The organism is Winogradskyella immobilis, from assembly GCF_021887715.1.
GTDB lineage: Bacteria > Bacteroidota > Bacteroidia > Flavobacteriales > Flavobacteriaceae > Winogradskyella > Winogradskyella immobilis.
On sequence record NZ_JAIQXX010000001.1, the window covers coordinates 212,007 to 231,125 of the forward strand.

The window sequence follows — 19,119 nt, forward strand, 5'->3', positions numbered from 1 at the left end:
ATACGTCTCAATTTTCAATTGCTTTAAAATCTCTTATTATTTGATTAGGTTCAATAATGTTATAACCTTTCCAAAATTCTGGGTCGTATTTACTAAGATAAGTTGGTTTTACTTTTGGATTTTCCTTAAAGTTTTTAAAATCTGTTTCTGCAATAAGATTAGTTTCAAAAACGATAAGTTCAATTTTTTCAATATTTTTTACGATAAAATGAAAATCACCATTGAGTTCATTTTGTTTACGACGACCTTTTACATTCTTATTTTTTTCAACAATTTTTATAGGACGCTTAATACCAACTTGCTGACCAAAAGTTTCATCCATATACTTTAGAGAATATTTTTCATTATCGTTTTTCTGAAAAATCATTGTTCCTTCTTTTAAGTATTCTTTTAAAGAAATTCCTAGCAACCCAAATTTTCTTAGAGGCTTTACATTTTTATAATCTAACCTTACAATAGCAAAATCTTCAGTGTCGACATACATAGTTCCTGACCAATCCTCACGACGTTTTGGTTTAAACGCTATAACATAGGCAAAGTTGTCATTAATAAAGGCATAATCTAATATTTCAAATTCATACCTGTTAGATTTATGTATAAAATTAAGGTCATTATCTTCATCAATAAAATTATCATTCTCTAGCTTATGTATGTTAGCTTTTCTATATTTTAAAAAGTTAACTTTACGGATAGAATCTCTTTTTTTCTGTTGTGCAACTAAAACTTCAGTAGCTTTATTTTCTTGTTTCTTTTCATCTCCAAATAAAGAAGAATCAATTTCTTCTTTAGTACTAAACCAACCCGATTTTATTTTAAAATAAGAATCTCGTTTTATATACTTTCTAAAGATTTCATTAAATCGCTTTTCGTAGTTTTCAAAATTTATATCAGCAGTTTTATCATACAAACGTGCCGCTTTTAAAACCTCCATTTTTTGAGGTTGATTGGCTTCAACTTTACCATAGAGCTCTCCTAATAACTCGGTATGGCTACTTGTGTTTTTTGGTGCTAAATCAATTAAACTATCTATAAGTTTTTGGTTAAATTCTGGAATTGTAGATTTTTTAAGATTAACTTCACCTTTATCTAACTCTGTATAATAAGATTCTCTAAAGAAAAGCTTGCGTTTTGCATAATTTGTATGATAATTAGTAGCAAAGCCTTCTTTTATTTTTTCAATAATTTCATCTACAGTATATTCTTTATTAGTAATTACAACTTCGCTTAAGTCAACAACTTTCTGTTGTAAGTAAATAATGTCTTCGTTAAAGTTTAATAAAGCAATTCTTTTTTCCTCATAGCCCAAACAACTTATAACTAAAGAATCTGTTGGTTTTATAGTTTGCTTAATAGTGATATTAAATTCGCCATTGGCATTTGTGATAACTCCATTTTTTGAATTAAAAAATATAGAAGCATATTCAATGGGTTTTTGTGATAATGAATCTAAGACTTTAGAAGTATACGTGTTTTGCGCATGTAAAGTAAACAGTGATAAAAAAAGTGTGATGATGGTTAATTTTGTTTTCATGGTTTTTGATTGATATTTGATGCCAAAGTATAGGTTTGAAAAAAATCGATTACTCATTTTAAAATTTTATTAAGTAACATTTATCTTAAGCTTAACAATTTTAAGACTATTTAAGATAGAAAATGTTTCACCTTAACGTAATATTAATAGATTTAAAATCAAAAACAGCCATTATAGGTGTCGTTAACAAATGTTTTTTTTATAATAAGCATATAATTCTTCAGCAGAAGCTCCAAGCCAGCGTTTAACATAGATAGCCAAGAAATGATACTGTAGTTTCCATATGCCATGTTTTTTGTAAAGTCGTGCTGAGGTTCTAATTTTTTTATTAATAACCACAAATTCTTTTCTACTGTAAAGTTCGTTGATAAGTATATTGTCTTCGTAGATAATATAAGCTTCGTCAAAACCACCAATATCTTTAAAAAGTGATTTTGTAATGAATTGACTTTGATCTCCACCACGGCAAGCGCGCCAACTAAATTGTGTAAACCAACTGGCTATGCGTAGCCACCAATGCTTATGGTCAAATTGAAGACGGAAACAACCTGCAAAATTCCTTTTTTTTATTTCATTAATAATATATTGATCATAACCTTTCGGAGGAAACGAATCGGCATGTAAAAAATAAAGAATCTCTCCTTTAGCATGTTGAGCACCAAAATTCATTTGTTTGGCTCTTCCTTTCTCAGAAGTTAAAATACGAACAGGTATTTCTTTACTTTCAGAAATAAAATGGTTAACTATAGAAGAAGATGTGTCTGTACTTCCACCATCAACAACAAGAATCTCTTTAATTAAATTTGTTTCGGAATGTGTAATAAGATGTTTAAGTAAATCACCAATGATCTCAGCTTCATTAAATATTGGAATAATGATAGATAATTGGTGATTCATAGTCTTAACTTACATAATCAAATATGTAAGTATATCTGCTTTAGTTTTAAATGCTACAAATTTAAATTAGTTATTTAAATCCCAGTTGTATTCTCTATAACTTTTTTTAGCTTTTGAAGAGATATCCACATCAGTATAAGTATTTATAAAATCTACTAACTTACCATTTTTGGTAAAATCTGAAGAGAACCATTTAAAGATCTTTGAAAGCTTTAAATTATCTTCAGAGATAGAGTTGCGTTTCTCATCTGCTAAAAATTCTCGTGTTGCAGCAGTTAATTGCGCGTCTAAGTTAGTAGCCGTAAATGCTTTGTTTTGAAGTTTAGGGCAAGAGAACGATGCACAAACAATTCCGAAATGTATACGCGGTTCATTCATTTTACGTAAAATATCGTGCTCAATCTGGTTGAGGTTATACCATTTGTCTCCTAATTTCCACAAACGCTGATCCCATGGATTTTTAATATCTTTTATACTGTTTACCGGATAATTTCTTAGTATAAGATCTATGGTTAATGCATTGTATGCATTCATCCAATATGCTAATTTATCTTCATTAGACCAAGCATCTGTAGGCATATTATCACTTAATGAAGTGATGTAGTTTTTTAAAACAGCACGTTGGGTCTTAATACCATCGTAATCAACATTGCCCTCATTAGATACATAATTTTGTAGTAAATCGTTAAAACTGGCGTGATTAAAAGCTTCAGGTGATGTTTCTTTAACCATAACATCTTTTACAGATTCTGCTCTTTCAGGTTTAACCATAACTTCTTCTTTAGTCATGGTACCTTCTTTGATCATGATATCTTCTTTGGTCATTTCATCCTTTGAAACGGCATCAACAATTTTTGTAGGAGTATCTACTTTAGTCGATTCAGGTTGTTTAACCTGAGCGATGTCTTTGTTTGTGCTAGAGTTGTTCTTTATTGCGCCCTTAGAGGAACCACAAGAAGCTAATAAGACAACTATGATTACTATGCTTAAATTTTTCATCTGTATAATTCTTTTGTTATTATTCATTACTCAGATGTTATTTCGTTAATTGTATTTATTTTTTTTTAACGGGTATAACTCCTGATGTATAAAATCTTTAGGAAATGTTTCGTCTCCTTCAAAACCTAATTCAATATCACGTCCATTATGTGGCACGTAATTGGTTTTAAAAAGATAGTCCCAAAGACTCAAGGTAAGTCCAAAATTTATGCCATACCTTACATGTTTTGGCAATACTTTAGCATGGTGCCATATGTGCATTTTAGGATTGTTAAAAATGTATTTTAAAATTCCATAGTCCCAACCTAAGTTAGCGTGGTTTAGGTGACCAACCGCTATACTAAAGAAATATATAATAGCAACATCTTGAGCATCAAACCCACCAATTATAGCTAAAGGAATGTATAATAACGATTTGTAGACTACAGGTTCCATCCAATGGTAACGCAGATGCGCTGCAAACCCCATTTCTTTAACCGAATGGTGAACTTTGTGAAAATTCCATAGAAAAGGAACACGGTGTAATAAACGATGTGTATTCCATTGTACAAAATCGGATATTAAAAAGAAAACGAGTAGACCTAACCACTTCGGTAAATCATCAACATCAAACATTTGAAAGTTTGTAATAGAAATACCGATACTTTTTAATAGGTCGTTAAAAAACTCTGAAACAGTATTAGAAAGTGCAATGAGTATAATAAGGTTTAATAAGAAAAAATTAAAGAACATATAAAAGGTGTCTAACCAAAAATCTTTTCTAAAAACAGATTGTTCTTTTCGCCAAGGAAATGCAATTTCTAAGATCCACACTAGGATAGAAATTACGATTAAACCATAAAAAAAATTATCCCAGTGATTAAGATCAATAAGTTCGTATTTTAAGTAATTCCAGTAGTTTGAATATGAACTTATAAAGGTGTCTATGTATTTTTCCATGATATTAAATAAGCTAATAATTCTAAAGTAAAAATAAGATAATTAAATAATTTTTTATCTCGGAATGATTCATAGTCACAAAGGTGAAAAACCATCCTTTTTAAAAGATGTACAATTTTTAATGATTGGTCCTGCTTGGATTATGAGCCATTTGTATGACAGATTAAAAATTAAAATTTAATATAAAAATAGCCTCTTTAATAAGAGGCTATTTTAAATCTATCTCTAAAACAAATTAACAACAACCACCTCCATCATAGTGGAAAGTAGAACCGCTAATATGAATATCATTCCTGCCTAAATCAGCTAAAGCACCAGCAGTTTTGTCGCATACTGCAATTGGTTGATTCTTTAATAATACATGTCCTTTCTTATCATCGAAATAATCTTCATCTCCATAGTAAATAGCAGCTTTGCCCGTAAATACACATGGGCCATCCTCTGGCATTGGGTCTTTAATTGCAGCAACTTCTATAGATTCTATATAGATTAATTCTTCTGTAGGATAATTTTTAGGATCTAGAATTCTGTAAGGTTTACGAGCTCTAATTTCTATGGTTCCAAAACCAGCATCAGTTAATGCTTTTACATATTCATCAATTGGTAAACTTCCGCTAAGACATAATGCACGTAAACGATCGTCATTACGTAACGTATCATTCATTGGTTGCTCGCAAGTAGGATCACTCATTACCAAACGTCCGTGTGGTTTTAATACACGATACATCTCTTCAATGGCTTTCTTTAAATCTTCTGCTTTAAAAATATTAAAAAGGCAATTTTGCGCTGCAACATCAATACTATTATCTTCAACAGGTAAGTTTAGCGCATCTCCTTTTTTAAGATCTACAAACTCGCTTTTAAACCAATCGTTTTGTGCTTCGGCTTCAATGAAATTTTTACGAGAGGCTTCTAACATTTCATCTACAACATCAACACCAACAACACCGCCTTTTTGACGGTTAAAGTAAGAGAATTGCAATAATTCCATACCACCGCCAACTCCTACGTATAACATTTTTGGATTATTGGTTAAGTCGCGAGCGTTTACAGTGCTTCCGCAACCATAATTCATCTCTTGCATTATTTTAGGAATTTTTAAACCAGGTAACTCCCAAATAGGATTAGTGGTACAGCATAAGCCAACATCTGGTGTTAAGGCTGCTTCTTTGTATAAATCGTTTGTAGCTTCTAAATAACTCATAATTTTAGTGTAAATAGTGTCATTTTAATGACGTTAAATATTTTGTATTAATTCTTTAAATAGTGTAATCATATTAGGTTCTGCTTTTGCAGCCATGTCAATAATATCTGCAATGTTAACAGGTTTAAGATGCTCTGGATCGCATTCGTCAGTTAAAACAGATACTGCTGCAACTCTCAACCCTAAATGGTTGGCAACAATTATTTCTGGAACAGTGCTCATACCAACAGCATCTGCACCAATAATTTTTAACATACGATATTCTGCTCTAGTTTCTAATTGAGGACCAACAACAGAGGCATAAACTCCCTTGTGTAACTGAATATTTTTTTCAGCTGCTATAGCTTTAAATTTTAAATTAATCTCGGTATCATATGGAGCGCTCATGTCTGTAAAACGTTCTCCTAATTCTTCTACGCCTTTGAATGCGAGAGGAGAACTGCCTTGTAAATTAATATGATCATCAATAAGCATTAATTCTCCCTTTTTGAAATCTAAATTTATAGCGCCTGCAGCATTAGAAACTAATAGGGTTTTAATGCCTAATTGTTTCATAATACGAACAGGGAACGTAACATCTTGTAATGTGTAGCCTTCATAAACATGAAACCGACCTTGCATAACAACAACTTTTTTACCAGCTAAAATGCCATAAATAAGTTTTCCTTTATGAAACTCTACGGTTGCCGTAGGAAAGTTAGGAATATGGTTATAACTTACTTCAGAAATTATTTCTATTTCATTAGTTAATTGTCCTAAGCCTGTACCTAATATGATGCCAATTTCAGGGTTGTCAAAACCTTTGTTTTGTAAATATTCTGTACTTTCTTTAATATATTTTATCATGCGATTTTAAGTAATTAGTATCTTATATAAATTGATCTTTAGTTGAAAAGAGATAGTTAAATTCTTTATGAGGTTTAAGGTCTTCAACATAATCGATATCATTTAATGATTCTAAAACATACGTGCTGTACTGTTCTAGGTCTGTTATAGTGGCTTCAAAAACGGTTTCAGTACCCCATTCTTTATTTTTAAAAATAGCAGAATGTAGTGTCTTCATACCTAAAAGATAGAAACCTCCGTCATCAGCAGGACCAATAACTGTGTCATATGTTTTTAAGGCTTCAAATGCAGTTTCAATATGGTTAGGTGCTAAATCGTATAAGTCACTGCCTACTATGATAATATTTTGATAGCCAGCTTCAAAACCATTTTTAAAAGCTTTTTCTATACGTTCACCTAAATCGCCATCTGTCTGTAAATATTTTTGATAGATCGATTCATCCCAAATGTCATTAATACCTATGGTTTCTGAATAGTATATCGCTTTATCTGCATCTATATGTCTTATTGTTTTTTCGGTATGTGCTATAAGTTGAATGTAAACCTCTAAAGCAGCTTCTTTACCAATACTTTTAGCTAGGCGAGATTTTACTTTGCCCAGTTCAGGATTTCGAGTTAAAACAATAATGAGATTTTTAGTTTTCAAAATTAATTTTTTGGATTTGAGTTGTATATTTTTTCGCCTTTGGTTAACCATTTTCCCCATTCTTCAGAGAACACATGGACTTTTTCAGTAGGTTTTCCTTCAGAACTATAGACTTTTCTGTTTTTATTTTTCCATTCAAAAATGCCTCCGTATAAATTAAATACATTGGTGTAGCCTGATTTTTTAAGTTGTTCCGCAACATCTTCAGACCTAATGCCAAGTGAGCAGTAGACTACAATTGTAGCAGATTTATCAGTTAACTTTTTTTGAGTAGAATTGATGTCAAAAAAGTCATACCCTACATGGATAGCATTTTCTAGATGACTTACTTTATATTCTGCAAATTCTCTAGCATCTAATAAAACAGCTTTCGTTTTTGGCATTGCGAGTTCTTGTACAGAAATATAAGGGACACTTTCTGTATTGCTTTTTTTGAGCAATTCAGATAATGATTCTTGAGAAGAAGCTTTAAATGCTATAATAGAAAAAACTATTAATAGTAGCTGTTTCATATTTTATTTTAAATGTTGAAAATTTTAATAATTACTGTCTGTATAAGAAAAATGAAATTTCAGTGTTACACACAAAAATGACAGTTCATGAATTGATACAGATTTAAAATACTCTGAAAAAAATCAGAATTTTAAGTATTGAGGTGTAATTAAATAAAAGGAGAACCTTTATTATGGGGATTTTGTATTGTAACTCTTTGAAGAGATAATATATAATTGCTATAGATGGTTTTGTCTAAACCAATTAAAGCAATTAAAAGTGTTTTTAATGTTTTTGAAAACGATTTAAAACTATCAAGAATATACTTAATATCTTTTTTAGAGTCAATATCTACAAGTTGTTCTAAAAAATAAGTTGATGTATTATTAGATTGAAGTATTTTAAAAACACTGCGGCTTAAATGTTTAGTTTGCCAAGGTAGTTTTAAGAAAGCTTCAGTATTAAAATGCGATCTGTTTAGTCCCATTAAATAAAAGCCACCATCTTTTGAAGGTCCTAAAACACACTGATGTGTTTCTAATTTTTGCTTCGTTTTAAGAATATGCTTCGCTTTTAAATGAGGTGTATCATTACCAATAGCAATAACAGATTTAAAGCCTTTGTCGAAAATAGATTGAATAGCATTAGTAAACCGATCTCCAAAAGTAAGACCTACTTGTTCATCTTCAGAATAATGAAAATAAGGGAGCCCAGTTTTTTGAGCACAAGAAATAACATCACTGTTAAGTGTTTTAAATAAAGACCGAGATTGCAACGGTTTAAGCGCAGCATCTTTTTCAGCTGAATTTGCAAAAATTAATATGGCCGTATTTTTATTCAAAATTTATCTTGTTCTTTTACAAATATGCGAATATTTTTTAATAGAAATTCGCTAAACTATTCTGTTTTATTTTTTTAAAAGTTTATGCCACAACACCTTGGCAGCTACTTCCTGCGCCAGCAGTACATCCGTAACAATGTTGTGATATTACTATATTTCTACCTTCTAAAAGGTCTTTATTATATTCTGAAATATGCTTAGCTTTACTATTAACAGGTAATTCTAACATTTGATTAAAGTCACAATCAAACAAATAACCATCCCAACTTATAGATAGTGTATTGGTACACATTACATTTGCAACCGCAGAAGGATTATAGGCTTCAACTAAAGCATACATATAGTCTTCATAATTTTCTGAAGCGATTAAGTAATCTAAAAAACGTGCTATCGGTAAATTGGTAATTGCAAAAAGGTTATGGAATTCAATGCCAAAATCTTCCATTAAAGCCTTTTTAAAATCTTTTTCCATAGCCATTTGATCACCTGGCAAAAATGCACCAGATGGATTGTAAACTAAATCTAACCTTAAATCATTTCCAGGCATGCCATAACCACGTGCATTAAGTTCTTGTAATGCTTTTATAGACATATCAAAAACTCCTTCTCCACGTTGTTTGTCTGTTTTTCCTCTTGTCCAGTGTGGCATAGAAGAAACAACATGGATATTATGCTTTTTAAAGAAATCAGGTAAATCGTAATATTTTTTATTGGCTCTAATAATGGTTAGGTTAGAACGTACAATAAAATCTTTAACTCCTATTTTGGAAGCTTCTTCAACAAACCATCTAAAATTAGGGTTCATCTCTGGAGCTCCACCAGTTAAATCGAGAGTATGTGCACCAGTAATTTTAATGACATCTAAGATTTGTTGCATAGTCTCTTGTGTCATTATTTCTTTTCTATCAGGTCCAGCATCTACATGGCAATGCTCACAAACTTGATTACACATATAACCAACATTAACTTGTAAAATTTCTAATTTCTTTGCTGTTAATGGAAATTGACTGGTTTCAGAGATTTTACTCTTAAATGTAGGAAGTTCTCCATCGGCAAAAATGCCTCCAGATAAAATTTCTAATTGTTTATTTGTATTTGCTAAATCGCTATGTCTTTTCTGTAGCGATTGTGTTTTTAGTTTACCCATATTCATTTCTCGCAAAAACGAGAATCTTTTTTATTAACCGTCTAATTTATTTACCTTATTCATCATTTGTACACCATGCACCAAAGTTGCACCACTCTTAATTGCTGCACCAACATGTATAGCTTCCATCATTTCTTCTTTAGTAACACCACGCTGAAGTCCATCTTTAGAATAAGCATCAATACAATATGGACACTGTTCAGTATGAGCGACGGCTAATGCAATCAAGGATTTTTCTCTAGCAGTAAGTGCACCTTCTTCAAATACTTTTCCATAGTACTCAAAGAACTTATTACCTAATTCTTCACTCCATTCTGTTATTTTTCCAAATTTTCTTAAATCAGCAGGATCGTAATATGTTTTAGACATAATGTAATTGTTGATAAATTTAATAGACGTAAAAATATGTGTTGCTTACAAAAAATAAGTTAAAACATATAAACGTTTATAAAGGTTATAAAGAACAAATTACCGATTTTTTTATGATACAAAAATGATGCTTCCAAAAAATTTAACAGAAATCAATGAAATGTATAGTATATTACTTAGACTAGTATATAAGTGTAACTCAAATATAAATAAGTTTTTTATGAAAAATAATGCTCGTAAAAATAGAACCATCAATCATCAAATACTATTCATTATTACAATACTAATGTCAGTAACTTTTATAAGTGCTCAAGAAAAAACGACACCTGGTAATCAAAGTGAAGAATTAGGAGAAGTCAGTTGGTATAGAGATTACGATACGGCATTAGAACTTGCGGAACAACAAGGTAAAGAGGTTTTAATATTATTTCAGGAAGTGCCAGGCTGTGCAACATGTAGAAATTATGGGCATAATGTATTGAGTCATCCATTAATGGTTGAAGCTATAGAAGATTTATTTATACCGTTAGCTATATACAATAACAAAGGAGGAAAAGACAAGCAAATTCTTCAAAAATATAAAGAACCGAGTTGGAATAATCCTGTGGTTAGAATTGTAAATAAAGATGGTGACAATACAGTAAATCGAATCTCAGGAAACTATTCTGCTATTGCATTATATAAAGCTATGAATGAATCCTTGTTTAACGCAAACAAACCCATTCCTGGATATTTTAAATTATTAGGTGATGAGTTATTTGCTTCAAATAACAAGTCAGCTAAAGAAACGTATTTTAAAATGTATTGCTTCTGGACAGGAGAAAAAGAACTTGGAAAGATTGAAGGTGTATTGGGTACCGAAGCAGGTTTTATGGGAGGTCATGAAGTGGTAAAAGTAAAATATGATGATGAAGTTATTGATAAAAGTAAAATAGCTAAATATGTGCGTCAAGTTAATTTTACACCAATAGCTAAAAGTAATTATAGAACGGCTAAAAATGATATTCAATATTATTTAGAGCATACCAATTATAAATATTTGCCATTAACAGAAGTTCAGAAAACTAAGATTAATAGTGCTTTAGGGACTGGGAAACGGGCAGAACAATATCTGAGTCCTAAACAACTAAAATGGTTAAAGTCATTAAATAATTCTAGTGTAAGGAATGAAGTGTTATTTAATAAGGATTTTGTTATGGCTTGGAAGTCAAAAAATAAATTAGCTTCAAAATAATACGATTAAAAATATAAGATTAAAACCCGATGCATTACCATCGGGTTTTTTATGGAATAAACTTTCAAAATTAATTTTAGTATTTTTTATTACATTTTTTGTGACACTTTACAGAAACGTGAGTTATTATATAAACTAATGATAAGATATTTTTTTGGAGCATCCGGAATTAATAAAAGCATGTAAAAAAAATAATTTAAAAGCTCAGATGAAAGTATATCAATTGTACAAGGATATACTTTACAATACAAGCTGTAGAATTGTAAAAAATGAACACGATGCGCAAGATGTGGTTCAAGATGCATTTATTAAAGCATTTCAAAATATATCTAAGTTAGATAATGACCTTAACCTAGGCGCCTGGTTAAAACGTATAACAATCAATCAATCTTTTGACTTTTTAAGACAAAAAAAGAGATTAGGTTGGTTGCAAAACGTAGAAGATGTTCAGATTAGTGAACAAGAAACAGAAGAGTTAGTAGATTTTCCTTTAAATGCTAAAGATGTAAAACAGGCAATTAATGCATTAAAAGAAAAGTACCGAATTGTATTAGTATTATATCTTATAGAAGATTATACGCATAAAGAAATTGCAGAGCAATTGTCTCTAAAAGAAGGAACAGTGCGTAACCAATACATAAGAGGTAAACAACTTTTAAAACAAAAATTGCAAAGTAAGTTAGTAGTATGAGTATAGAAAAGTTTATAAAAGATAACAAAACGGAATTCGATGACAAACGTATGCCAAGTGATATCGATTTTAATTTTGAAAACCGTTTAAAACAAGAATTGGGCAAGCCAAAACGCTTTAAGATTATTAGAAATTTATCTATAGCAGCTAGCTTTACGCTATTGGTTACTCTTGGATATTTATATAACGAAAATCGAAAACAACAATTAGAATTTAGAGATAGTTTAGTCCTTGCTTTAGGTGAAGAAACAAACAGTAGTCAATTAGAAGCAATTTATACTATTGAAGATGAGTATAAAGCGGAAGATGAAAAAATACTGAATGCCTATTTTAAAATCTTAAAAGCGAAATCAAATAGTAATTCTAAAATAGCAATTATAGATGCACTTTTAAAATTCCCTAACAATCAACAGGTAAGAGATAACCTTATTGAAGCGCTTGGTAATGAAAAAGAGCCTTTAGTGCAATTAAAGCTCATAAAATCTGTGGCTATTCTAAGAGAACAACGCGCAAAAAAATCTTTAAAAACTATTATTGAAGACGATGAATCTTTGCCTTTAGTTAAAGGTAATGCATCTGCTTTATTAGCCATGTTAAATAATTAAAAAACGAACAAAATGAAAAAAATAACAACATTGATAACTATCCTTTTAATCGTAGGGATTGGTTATTCGCAAGACAAAGAAAAACGAATTAAATTTAATAAAGGCACTTTAAAAATATGCTCTTCATCTCATATGAAAATTACAGGATATGATGGTGATGAGGTGATTATTAAAAGTCTTAATAGTAATTATCAATTATTAAGAAGCTCATTACAATCATTAGGTACAACTGATAGAGTTAATTTTAATGTAGATACTGAAACAGGAACAAGATTGCTTGATTCTACGTCTCAAAATGTATTTGGATATATAGTGAATAGTAGAAACGAAAAAAAATTAGAAAAGGGTTTAAAACCATTAGGGAATAAGTCAACAGATCCAAGAGATAATTTATATTTAGATATTGAAGAAAAATCAGGGGAATTAATTATTAGAGATTATAAACCAAAAGGGCAACAAATAGATGCTTGGATTTTAGATCAATCAAATAAGTACGAACTGCTAATTCCAAATGCATTGAAGTTATTATGGAATGTTGAAAATTGTCAAAAAACAAAAAAGAACACCTTCTTCGTGAATTCTTCAGGTAACCCGTGGCAATTATCAAATTTTAAAGGAGAAGTAGAAATATCTTCATCGTATTCTAGTTTATCACTAATTGATGTTTCTGGGCCAGTAATAGTTAACACACTTGGAGGTGATATAAAAGTGATTTTTGATAAAGAATCTCCGAATCAACTTTATTCTTTAATCAGTAATGATGGTTATATTGATATAACCATACCACAAAGCGCTAATATAAATGTAGGTGCTATAGGAAAACGTATTTTAAGTGATATTGATTTTATAATTTTAAATGAAACCATTGTCAATGGCACAAAAGGGATGGAATTGCGATTAAATTCTGGCAATACAAGAATGAAAATTGATGCAGGTTCAGGCAATGTGTATCTTAGAAAGAAATAATAGCTATTCATAATCAATGCTATAAGATTCAGGTACATTCTTATTTAGACTTTTTCTAAATAAAAACTTAAAATACTTTGAAATTATATAAATGTTAGTCAGTTTTGCAGTCGTAAAATTTATATATGGCACGCAAAAAATCGACTTCTGCAAGTATGCGTATAATGCACAGGTATTTAGGATTCTTTCTGGTAGGGATTATGGCAATGTATGCGTTAAGTGGAATTGTACTAATTTTTAGAGATACTGATATTTTTAAGAAAACCATAACTGTTGAAAAACAAATAGCCATTCAGCTTGATGCCTCAGAGATAGGTGCTGCATTAAAAATAAGAAGACTTAAAGTTGATCGTGTAGAAGGGAATATCTATCATTTCAAAAACGGGACATACAATGCAGATACTGGTGAGGCTAATTACACAATAAAACGATTGCCTTATGTTTTAGATAAAATGACACATTTGCACAAATCTAAATCTGCAGAGCCTCTATTTTTCTTAAATATATTTTTTGGACTATCGTTGTTATTCTTTGTGATATCCGCATTTTGGATGTACTTGCCAAAAACGCCAATTTTTAAAAAAGGATTGTATTTCACCTTAGCAGGTATGCTATTAACGTTAATACTATTATTTATTTAATAAGTAAGCTAGAATAAACCAAAAAACCCAATGCATTTGCATTGGGTTTTTTGATTTATTTTGATCACTAATAGTAATGTATTTGTATTTTAAAGGAGATAACAAACTGAAGACATTTACGCCGATATACATATAGATATACATATAGATATACAATAGTTTTAATTTAGAGCATTTAGATTACAAACCTCTTTAATAACTAAAACTGTCGCCTAGAGGAACTATTATAAATTTAACACAATCACTCAAATGTTAATTTATCTATCTTTGATTTCGTTTTAATAAAACAAGCATTTTGAAAGCAATTACAAAGTACTGGTTTTTAGAAGGGTTTAACCTTTTTAAAAAAATAGGAAGGCTCAATATGATGAAAATATGTGAGCTTCTAGAGATGGATAATATTGAAAAAGGAAACCCTATTGCCCTTAATGAAGCACATAGAAATAGTATCTTTTTTCTAAAAAGAGGTAGTGTAAAAATTGTAAACACTACAAATGATAGTGTCAAGTATATTGTAAAACACGGTAATATTTTTGGGGAACTTGCACTTTATGATCAAGAAGCTGCAACTAAAGAGATTGCTTATGCATTAGAAGATTGTATAATCTGTTACATAGAACCAGAGCAAATGGAGCAACTTATGGAAAAACATAAGTCACTTAAAAACGGGGTGCTTAAAGTTTATGGATTACGTATTCAGAAGTTAGAACGAAGACTTCACGATTTGTTATATAAAGATAGCTCAACGAGAATTAGAGAGTTTATTTCAGAATATCTAGATGAGTTTGGAGAGACAAATGAGGCCGGAAAATCAATTGCTAAAAACTTATTGTCGCATAAAGAAATTGCAAATCTCACCAATACCTCAAGGCAAACCGTTAGCAATGTATTGAGTACTATGCGAAAAGAAGGAGTAATAGATTATAATGTTAAGTTTTTTATTTCAGATACTAAATAAACATTAGCGTTATAAAAAATATTGCGGTTAACTAACGGATTGCCTAAATTTGAAGTTTATATTCTGAAAATGTCAAGAAAAAAACAATATAATGAAGAGGTAGTAGTTGAAAAAGCGATGCATTTATTCTGGGTAAAAGGCTATGAAAACACTTCAATGCAAATGCTTGAAAAAGAAATGGGGATTAATAAATTTTCTATTTACTCAAGTTTTGGAAGTAAAAACGAACTTTTTATAGAAAGCTTAAAACTTTACAGAAAAAAGGTAAGTGCTATAACTAAGGAACTCGAAGCGTCTTCAGACGGAATTTTAGCTATAAAACAATATTTCTATAAATTTTTAAAACTGTCAGCAGGAAAAGGCTTTAGTAAAGGTTGCTTTATATCAAATACCATGAATGAAATAGATAATAAAACAGACGTTAGAGTAAGAGAGCAAATAGAAGAGTTTAGTGATGATATAAGGCAAGTGTTTTTAAAAAAGCTTATCTTTGAAAAAGGTAAAGTCTCAAAGTTTGTAGAAAAACAAGCAGATTATTTAGTGATTTCTATGATTGGTTTATCATCGGCATCCAAAGTGTATAATAACGACCTGATGGTGAACTATATAGAAAATACATTTAATAATATATAATTTTTTTACCTCAATACTAAACGATTGTTTAGTTTAATTGAAATTATGCTAAATTGTATACAAGGTATGCACTATTTAAAATAAAACTGGATAATGAAATCTAAATTTATTAAAATTTGGAATAAATTTAAGGCGTTACTTAAACAAGGCTTAACTCCCAAACAATTGGCAATAAGTTTAGTAGTTTCAACATTGGTTTCTATTTTTCCAATATTTGGAATAACAACGATAGCTTTAACCTGCATAGCATTACCATTTAGACTCAACTTACCAATAATGATTGCATTTAGTTACATTGTTGGTCCAATTAAATTTTTAGTACTTATACCTTTTATTAATATAGGTGCATATGTATTTGGTACTGAACATACATTACTCACTTTTGAAGCTATTAAAACAAGTTACGAAACTAGTTTTTTTGATACCGCTAAAGCATTGTCTTACGAATTGCTTTGCGGAACTGTAGGTTGGTTGCTAACAGCAATCCCATTAGGTATAGGACTTTATTTTATTTTGAAAGGTATTTTAACACATTTCGACAAACTGAAAATTAACCGACTAACAACAAAATGAAACTAACCAAAACGCTAGGCTATTTAGGTCTTATAGCTTCTATTCTTGTAGGATTAGGCGAATACTTTTTACACTACTCGGTTAATATATTAGGTCATTCTGAAAATTATGAATTTTTCCAGTTTGTACCATTAAAGAATCTTACCACAGGACATTTCTTAGCTGTTATTGGCTTGCCATTTTATTTTGCAGGATACATACACATTTACAGAATGCTAAAATCAGGGAATGAAACCTTAGCAAGGATAGTACTTGGCATTGGTTTTATCGCTTTTGCAGTAGGTGGTATTTGGATTGGTTCGCGCGCATCTATTGGTAATATTGTGCATTTAAAAGATGCAATGGATACATCAACTTACCAAAACCTATTAGCACATTACACAGACCATATGGAAATATTGGTAAAAGCGCTTCGCATAGTTATAGCAACACTATCTGTTGTTTTCGCTATCACTATTATAAAAGGAGGCACCTATTATAAAAAATGGATGGCTATTTTCAACCCCATCGTTATACTTATATTACTAGTTGTTTTAGGAAGATTAATTCCTTCCATAGGAAAACACATGTTGCCAATTTTAATGAACGTCACTCATTTTATTCTTTTTGTATTATCGCTATATCAACTAAATAAACTAACTAAAAGTCAAGAATAATGTTAAGTAAAAACACAAGAAACCTTTTAAGTCTATTCAAAAAAACCTTTATTGTTTTAGGACTAATAATAGTCGCATTAGTAGCATTGGTTATTTGGTTTTTCTGGGATGATGCTAATTCAGAAAAATACGACATAACAATAGATGAAGAAAAAATCCCTGTATTTGAGAAAGTTGCGTTAGAATTTGATCACCAGTACAATGGTGAAAAATCGCTACCTATAGCACCTGCAGCTTTAATTGATATTAACAATGATAATGTAGACGAAGTGTTTTTTGGAGGAGGAATGGATCAAGAAGATGCTGTTTTCGCTTTTAGAGATAACAAATTTGTCGATATCTCTTCAGAAGTGAATCTGCCTAGAAAAGGTAGTACAACAACAACAGTAGGTGTTGTTTCTGCAGATTTTGATAATAATGGCTTTACCGATATTATTTTAGGAAGAGAAGATGGTTTACGTATCTATTATAATACAAACGGAAAATTCACAGAAAAGATTATTGACACGCCAATGAATGAAAAATCAACACCAGCCGGATTAACCGTTGGTGATATTGATAAAGATGGTGACTTAGATATTTTCATGTCTACATATATTAAAAAAGAATTAATGGAAGGTCAAACCATTTTTGAAGATTACACCTATGGATCTACAAGTGAGTTGCTTTTAAATACGGGAGATGAAAATTACATAAGTATTACCAAATCTGCTGGATTAGATTATATACACAATACATTTCAAGGCGCATTAGTAGATATTGATAATGACTCTTGGTTAGATCTAGTGGTGGTACACGATACAGGAGAAGCGAGAACTTATAAAAATAATGGAGATTTAACGTATACAATGAAACCAAACCCATTAACCAAAAAATTTGCCTACCCAATGGGATTAGCAGTTGGTGACTATAATAATGATGGCTTGGTAGATTTTATGTTCTCAAATACAGGAAGCACACTACCAAGAGCATTAGCAAAAGGAGATATAAAAGATGCATCCTTATTTAATGAAAAATGGATTTTATTTAGAAACGATGGCGATTTTAAATTTACTGATACTGCTGAAGAAACTAAAATAGCAGATTACGAATTTTCTTGGGGTTGTACCTTTGCCGATATGAATAATGATGGCTTACAAGATTTAATGGTTGCGGAAAACTATGTAGATCTAGCACCTAATAAATTATTTAGATTAAAAAGTAGATTTTTAGTTCAAAAAGAAGATGGCACGTTTGCGCCAACTGAAGAGAAAAGTGGTGTTGTAAATCCGCATTATGCGATTACTTCTTTAGTAAGTGATTTTAATCAAGACGGCTATCTAGATATGATTTGGGTAAATATAGATACACCATCATTAGCCTATATAAATAAAGGTGGAGCTAACAACTACCTTCAAGTAGATTTAGGGGAATATGTACATGCCCAAGGAGCAAAAGTAACCGTGACTACACCAACCAAGACGTTAACAGAATGGTTGGTGACAGGCGAAGGTTTGGCCAGCGATCAAACCGCATTACTACAATTTGGATTGGGTGAAGAAACTAGTGTTTCAAACATTAAAATCTGGTTAACAAATGACAAAGAAATTAGTATTGATAACCCAAAAATCAATACTATTATTGATTTAAAAGTTGAAGTTGAAAAACATAAAATAATTATTAATACTTTTGAAGAAAACACACAGTAAAATTAAAGGATATAGGAACTTTTTATAAGTGTCGTATTAAGTAACTATTGATAAAATAAAGCTTTCCCCAAATAATATAAGACATTAACTTGTCTCTTAATCTACAAGTAATAAAATTATAGTATTTATCAATTTGATAAGCTAAATGAATTTATTGTAAAATACTGAATATTAAAAAATTAATGTTAAAAACAACTATATATTATACCATTCTAGTCATCCTATTAATAGGGCTATATGGAGCTGGCGGATTAGTTGTAGAAGAATTTAAAACAGGTGAAGGTTGTCCAAAAATAATGCAGATACCAATGTGTCTTGTTGTTTTAATCTGTTTTGCTGTTCCTTTTATAGCACATTTGTTAAAGAAATGGAATATTGTGTATTTTTTATTTACAGCATTAGCAGGCGCTATTGCTTTAGTAGCATCAATTATGCAGTTTTCAGGAAATGCCGAATGCCCAAAAACAGATTCAGGTACACCTATGTGTTACTACTCTTTATTGCTTTTTAGCAGTTTAATTATTTTAAAAATTTATTATCTAAAACTCAACAACCAAAAATAA

General features: G+C 30.4%; 22 protein-coding genes. 11 read left to right on the forward strand and 11 right to left on the reverse strand.

All coding sequences use genetic code 11. The features are described from left to right. Positions 1-7: 7 nt before the first annotated feature. The 11 genes from K8Z87_RS00935 to K8Z87_RS00985 all read right to left on the reverse strand — a co-directional run bounded on the left by K8Z87_RS00935 (position 8) and on the right by K8Z87_RS00985 (position 9,911). Positions 8-1,531 (reverse strand): carboxypeptidase-like regulatory domain-containing protein, encoded by a 1,524-nt coding sequence (locus K8Z87_RS00935; RefSeq protein WP_227475558.1) that lies wholly within the window; start codon positions 1,529-1,531, stop codon positions 8-10. Positions 1,532-1,714: 183 nt separating this feature from the next. Beyond that, positions 1,715-2,428: a TIGR04283 family arsenosugar biosynthesis glycosyltransferase gene (locus K8Z87_RS00940; protein WP_227475559.1), complete on the reverse strand. Its 714-nt coding sequence runs from the start codon at positions 2,426-2,428 to the stop codon at positions 1,715-1,717. A 66-nt stretch (positions 2,429-2,494) separates the two neighbouring features. Next, on the reverse strand, positions 2,495-3,454 hold the full coding sequence (locus K8Z87_RS00945) for a DUF547 domain-containing protein (RefSeq protein ID WP_227475560.1): 960 nt from the start codon (positions 3,452-3,454) through the stop codon (positions 2,495-2,497). A gap of 18 nt (positions 3,455-3,472) precedes the next feature. Then, positions 3,473-4,366 carry a sterol desaturase family protein gene (locus K8Z87_RS00950; RefSeq protein WP_227475561.1) on the reverse strand — a complete coding sequence of 298 codons (894 nt, stop codon included), beginning with the start codon at positions 4,364-4,366 and terminating at the stop codon, positions 3,473-3,475. A gap of 235 nt (positions 4,367-4,601) precedes the next feature. After that, a complete protein-coding gene (gene arsM / locus K8Z87_RS00955) occupies positions 4,602-5,570 on the reverse strand; it encodes an arsenosugar biosynthesis arsenite methyltransferase ArsM (RefSeq protein ID WP_227475562.1) in 969 nt (322 codons plus the stop codon). 33 nt (positions 5,571-5,603) lie between these two features. After that, positions 5,604-6,416, reverse strand: a complete 813-nt coding sequence (locus K8Z87_RS00960; protein WP_227475564.1) for a purine-nucleoside phosphorylase — start codon at positions 6,414-6,416, stop codon at positions 5,604-5,606. Between the two features lie 22 nt (positions 6,417-6,438). Further along, positions 6,439-7,062, reverse strand: a complete 624-nt coding sequence (locus tag K8Z87_RS00965) for a TIGR04282 family arsenosugar biosynthesis glycosyltransferase (RefSeq protein ID WP_227475565.1) — start codon at positions 7,060-7,062, stop codon at positions 6,439-6,441. Between the two features lie 2 nt (positions 7,063-7,064). Beyond that, the gene (locus K8Z87_RS00970) at positions 7,065-7,574 is read right to left on the reverse strand and encodes a rhodanese-like domain-containing protein (RefSeq protein ID WP_227475566.1); all 510 of its coding nucleotides are present in this window, start codon (positions 7,572-7,574) and stop codon (positions 7,065-7,067) included. 149 nt (positions 7,575-7,723) lie between these two features. Further along, positions 7,724-8,395 (reverse strand): TIGR04282 family arsenosugar biosynthesis glycosyltransferase, encoded by a 672-nt coding sequence (locus K8Z87_RS00975; protein WP_227475567.1) that lies wholly within the window; start codon positions 8,393-8,395, stop codon positions 7,724-7,726. An 82-nt stretch (positions 8,396-8,477) separates the two neighbouring features. Continuing rightward, positions 8,478-9,542: an arsenosugar biosynthesis radical SAM (seleno)protein ArsS gene (gene arsS, locus K8Z87_RS00980; protein ID WP_227475568.1), complete on the reverse strand. Its 1,065-nt coding sequence runs from the start codon at positions 9,540-9,542 to the stop codon at positions 8,478-8,480. Between the two features lie 33 nt (positions 9,543-9,575). After that, a complete protein-coding gene (locus K8Z87_RS00985) occupies positions 9,576-9,911 on the reverse strand; it encodes an arsenosugar biosynthesis-associated peroxidase-like protein (RefSeq protein ID WP_227475569.1) in 336 nt (111 codons plus the stop codon). 220 nt (positions 9,912-10,131) lie between these two features. Between K8Z87_RS00985 and K8Z87_RS00990 the strand changes: the two genes are divergently transcribed. The 11 genes from K8Z87_RS00990 to K8Z87_RS01040 all read left to right on the forward strand — a co-directional run bounded on the left by K8Z87_RS00990 (position 10,132) and on the right by K8Z87_RS01040 (position 19,119). Next, positions 10,132-11,145, forward strand: coding sequence for a VPGUxxT family thioredoxin-like (seleno)protein, type 2 (locus K8Z87_RS00990; RefSeq protein ID WP_227475570.1), 1,014 nt, complete (start codon positions 10,132-10,134; stop codon positions 11,143-11,145). 208 nt (positions 11,146-11,353) lie between these two features. Then, the gene (locus K8Z87_RS00995) at positions 11,354-11,836 is read left to right on the forward strand and encodes an RNA polymerase sigma factor (protein ID WP_227475571.1); all 483 of its coding nucleotides are present in this window, start codon (positions 11,354-11,356) and stop codon (positions 11,834-11,836) included. Next, complete coding sequence (locus tag K8Z87_RS01000) at positions 11,833-12,441, forward strand: HEAT repeat domain-containing protein (RefSeq protein WP_227475572.1); 609 nt, start codon at positions 11,833-11,835, stop codon at positions 12,439-12,441. Before K8Z87_RS00995 ends, K8Z87_RS01000 begins: the two co-directional genes overlap by 4 nt. Before the next feature lie 12 nt (positions 12,442-12,453). Then, positions 12,454-13,407, forward strand: a complete 954-nt coding sequence (locus tag K8Z87_RS01005) for a hypothetical protein (RefSeq protein ID WP_227475573.1) — start codon at positions 12,454-12,456, stop codon at positions 13,405-13,407. Between the two features lie 125 nt (positions 13,408-13,532). Then, positions 13,533-14,048 (forward strand): PepSY domain-containing protein, encoded by a 516-nt coding sequence (locus K8Z87_RS01010; RefSeq protein WP_227475574.1) that lies wholly within the window; start codon positions 13,533-13,535, stop codon positions 14,046-14,048. Between the two features lie 295 nt (positions 14,049-14,343). Continuing rightward, positions 14,344-15,006, forward strand: coding sequence for a Crp/Fnr family transcriptional regulator (locus K8Z87_RS01015; protein WP_227475575.1), 663 nt, complete (start codon positions 14,344-14,346; stop codon positions 15,004-15,006). A 69-nt stretch (positions 15,007-15,075) separates the two neighbouring features. Continuing rightward, on the forward strand, positions 15,076-15,639 hold the full coding sequence (locus K8Z87_RS01020) for a TetR/AcrR family transcriptional regulator (protein ID WP_227475576.1): 564 nt from the start codon (positions 15,076-15,078) through the stop codon (positions 15,637-15,639). 93 nt (positions 15,640-15,732) lie between these two features. Then, positions 15,733-16,212: a DUF2062 domain-containing protein gene (locus K8Z87_RS01025; protein WP_227475577.1), complete on the forward strand. Its 480-nt coding sequence runs from the start codon at positions 15,733-15,735 to the stop codon at positions 16,210-16,212. Beyond that, the gene (locus K8Z87_RS01030) at positions 16,209-16,868 is read left to right on the forward strand and encodes a DUF6796 family protein (RefSeq protein WP_227475578.1); all 660 of its coding nucleotides are present in this window, start codon (positions 16,209-16,211) and stop codon (positions 16,866-16,868) included. The genes K8Z87_RS01025 and K8Z87_RS01030 overlap by 4 nt, the downstream gene beginning before the upstream one ends. Then, on the forward strand, positions 16,868-18,556 hold the full coding sequence (locus K8Z87_RS01035) for an FG-GAP repeat domain-containing protein (protein ID WP_227475579.1): 1,689 nt from the start codon (positions 16,868-16,870) through the stop codon (positions 18,554-18,556). The genes K8Z87_RS01030 and K8Z87_RS01035 overlap by 1 nt, the downstream gene beginning before the upstream one ends. Before the next feature lie 182 nt (positions 18,557-18,738). After that, positions 18,739-19,119 (forward strand): hypothetical protein, encoded by a 381-nt coding sequence (locus tag K8Z87_RS01040; RefSeq protein WP_227475580.1) that lies wholly within the window; start codon positions 18,739-18,741, stop codon positions 19,117-19,119.

Coding starts and splice junctions, on each gene's coding strand:
- K8Z87_RS00935 (WP_227475558.1), bottom strand. CDS start 1,531: ATGAAAACAAAATTAACCATCATCACACTTTTTTTATCACTGTTTACT.
- K8Z87_RS00940 (WP_227475559.1), bottom strand. CDS start 2,428: ATGAATCACCAATTATCTATCATTATTCCAATATTTAATGAAGCTGAG.
- K8Z87_RS00945 (WP_227475560.1), bottom strand. CDS start 3,454: ATGAATAATAACAAAAGAATTATACAGATGAAAAATTTAAGCATAGTA.
- K8Z87_RS00950 (WP_227475561.1), bottom strand. CDS start 4,366: ATGGAAAAATACATAGACACCTTTATAAGTTCATATTCAAACTACTGG.
- arsM (WP_227475562.1), bottom strand. CDS start 5,570: ATGAGTTATTTAGAAGCTACAAACGATTTATACAAAGAAGCAGCCTTA.
- K8Z87_RS00960 (WP_227475564.1), bottom strand. CDS start 6,416: ATGATAAAATATATTAAAGAAAGTACAGAATATTTACAAAACAAAGGT.
- K8Z87_RS00970 (WP_227475566.1), bottom strand. CDS start 7,574: ATGAAACAGCTACTATTAATAGTTTTTTCTATTATAGCATTTAAAGCT.
- arsS (WP_227475568.1), bottom strand. CDS start 9,542: ATGGGTAAACTAAAAACACAATCGCTACAGAAAAGACATAGCGATTTA.
- K8Z87_RS00985 (WP_227475569.1), bottom strand. CDS start 9,911: ATGTCTAAAACATATTACGATCCTGCTGATTTAAGAAAATTTGGAAAA.
- K8Z87_RS00990 (WP_227475570.1), top strand. CDS start 10,132: ATGAAAAATAATGCTCGTAAAAATAGAACCATCAATCATCAAATACTA.
- K8Z87_RS00995 (WP_227475571.1), top strand. CDS start 11,354: ATGAAAGTATATCAATTGTACAAGGATATACTTTACAATACAAGCTGT.
- K8Z87_RS01000 (WP_227475572.1), top strand. CDS start 11,833: ATGAGTATAGAAAAGTTTATAAAAGATAACAAAACGGAATTCGATGAC.
- K8Z87_RS01005 (WP_227475573.1), top strand. CDS start 12,454: ATGAAAAAAATAACAACATTGATAACTATCCTTTTAATCGTAGGGATT.
- K8Z87_RS01010 (WP_227475574.1), top strand. CDS start 13,533: ATGGCACGCAAAAAATCGACTTCTGCAAGTATGCGTATAATGCACAGG.
- K8Z87_RS01020 (WP_227475576.1), top strand. CDS start 15,076: ATGTCAAGAAAAAAACAATATAATGAAGAGGTAGTAGTTGAAAAAGCG.
- K8Z87_RS01025 (WP_227475577.1), top strand. CDS start 15,733: ATGAAATCTAAATTTATTAAAATTTGGAATAAATTTAAGGCGTTACTT.
- K8Z87_RS01030 (WP_227475578.1), top strand. CDS start 16,209: ATGAAACTAACCAAAACGCTAGGCTATTTAGGTCTTATAGCTTCTATT.
- K8Z87_RS01035 (WP_227475579.1), top strand. CDS start 16,868: ATGTTAAGTAAAAACACAAGAAACCTTTTAAGTCTATTCAAAAAAACC.
- K8Z87_RS01040 (WP_227475580.1), top strand. CDS start 18,739: ATGTTAAAAACAACTATATATTATACCATTCTAGTCATCCTATTAATA.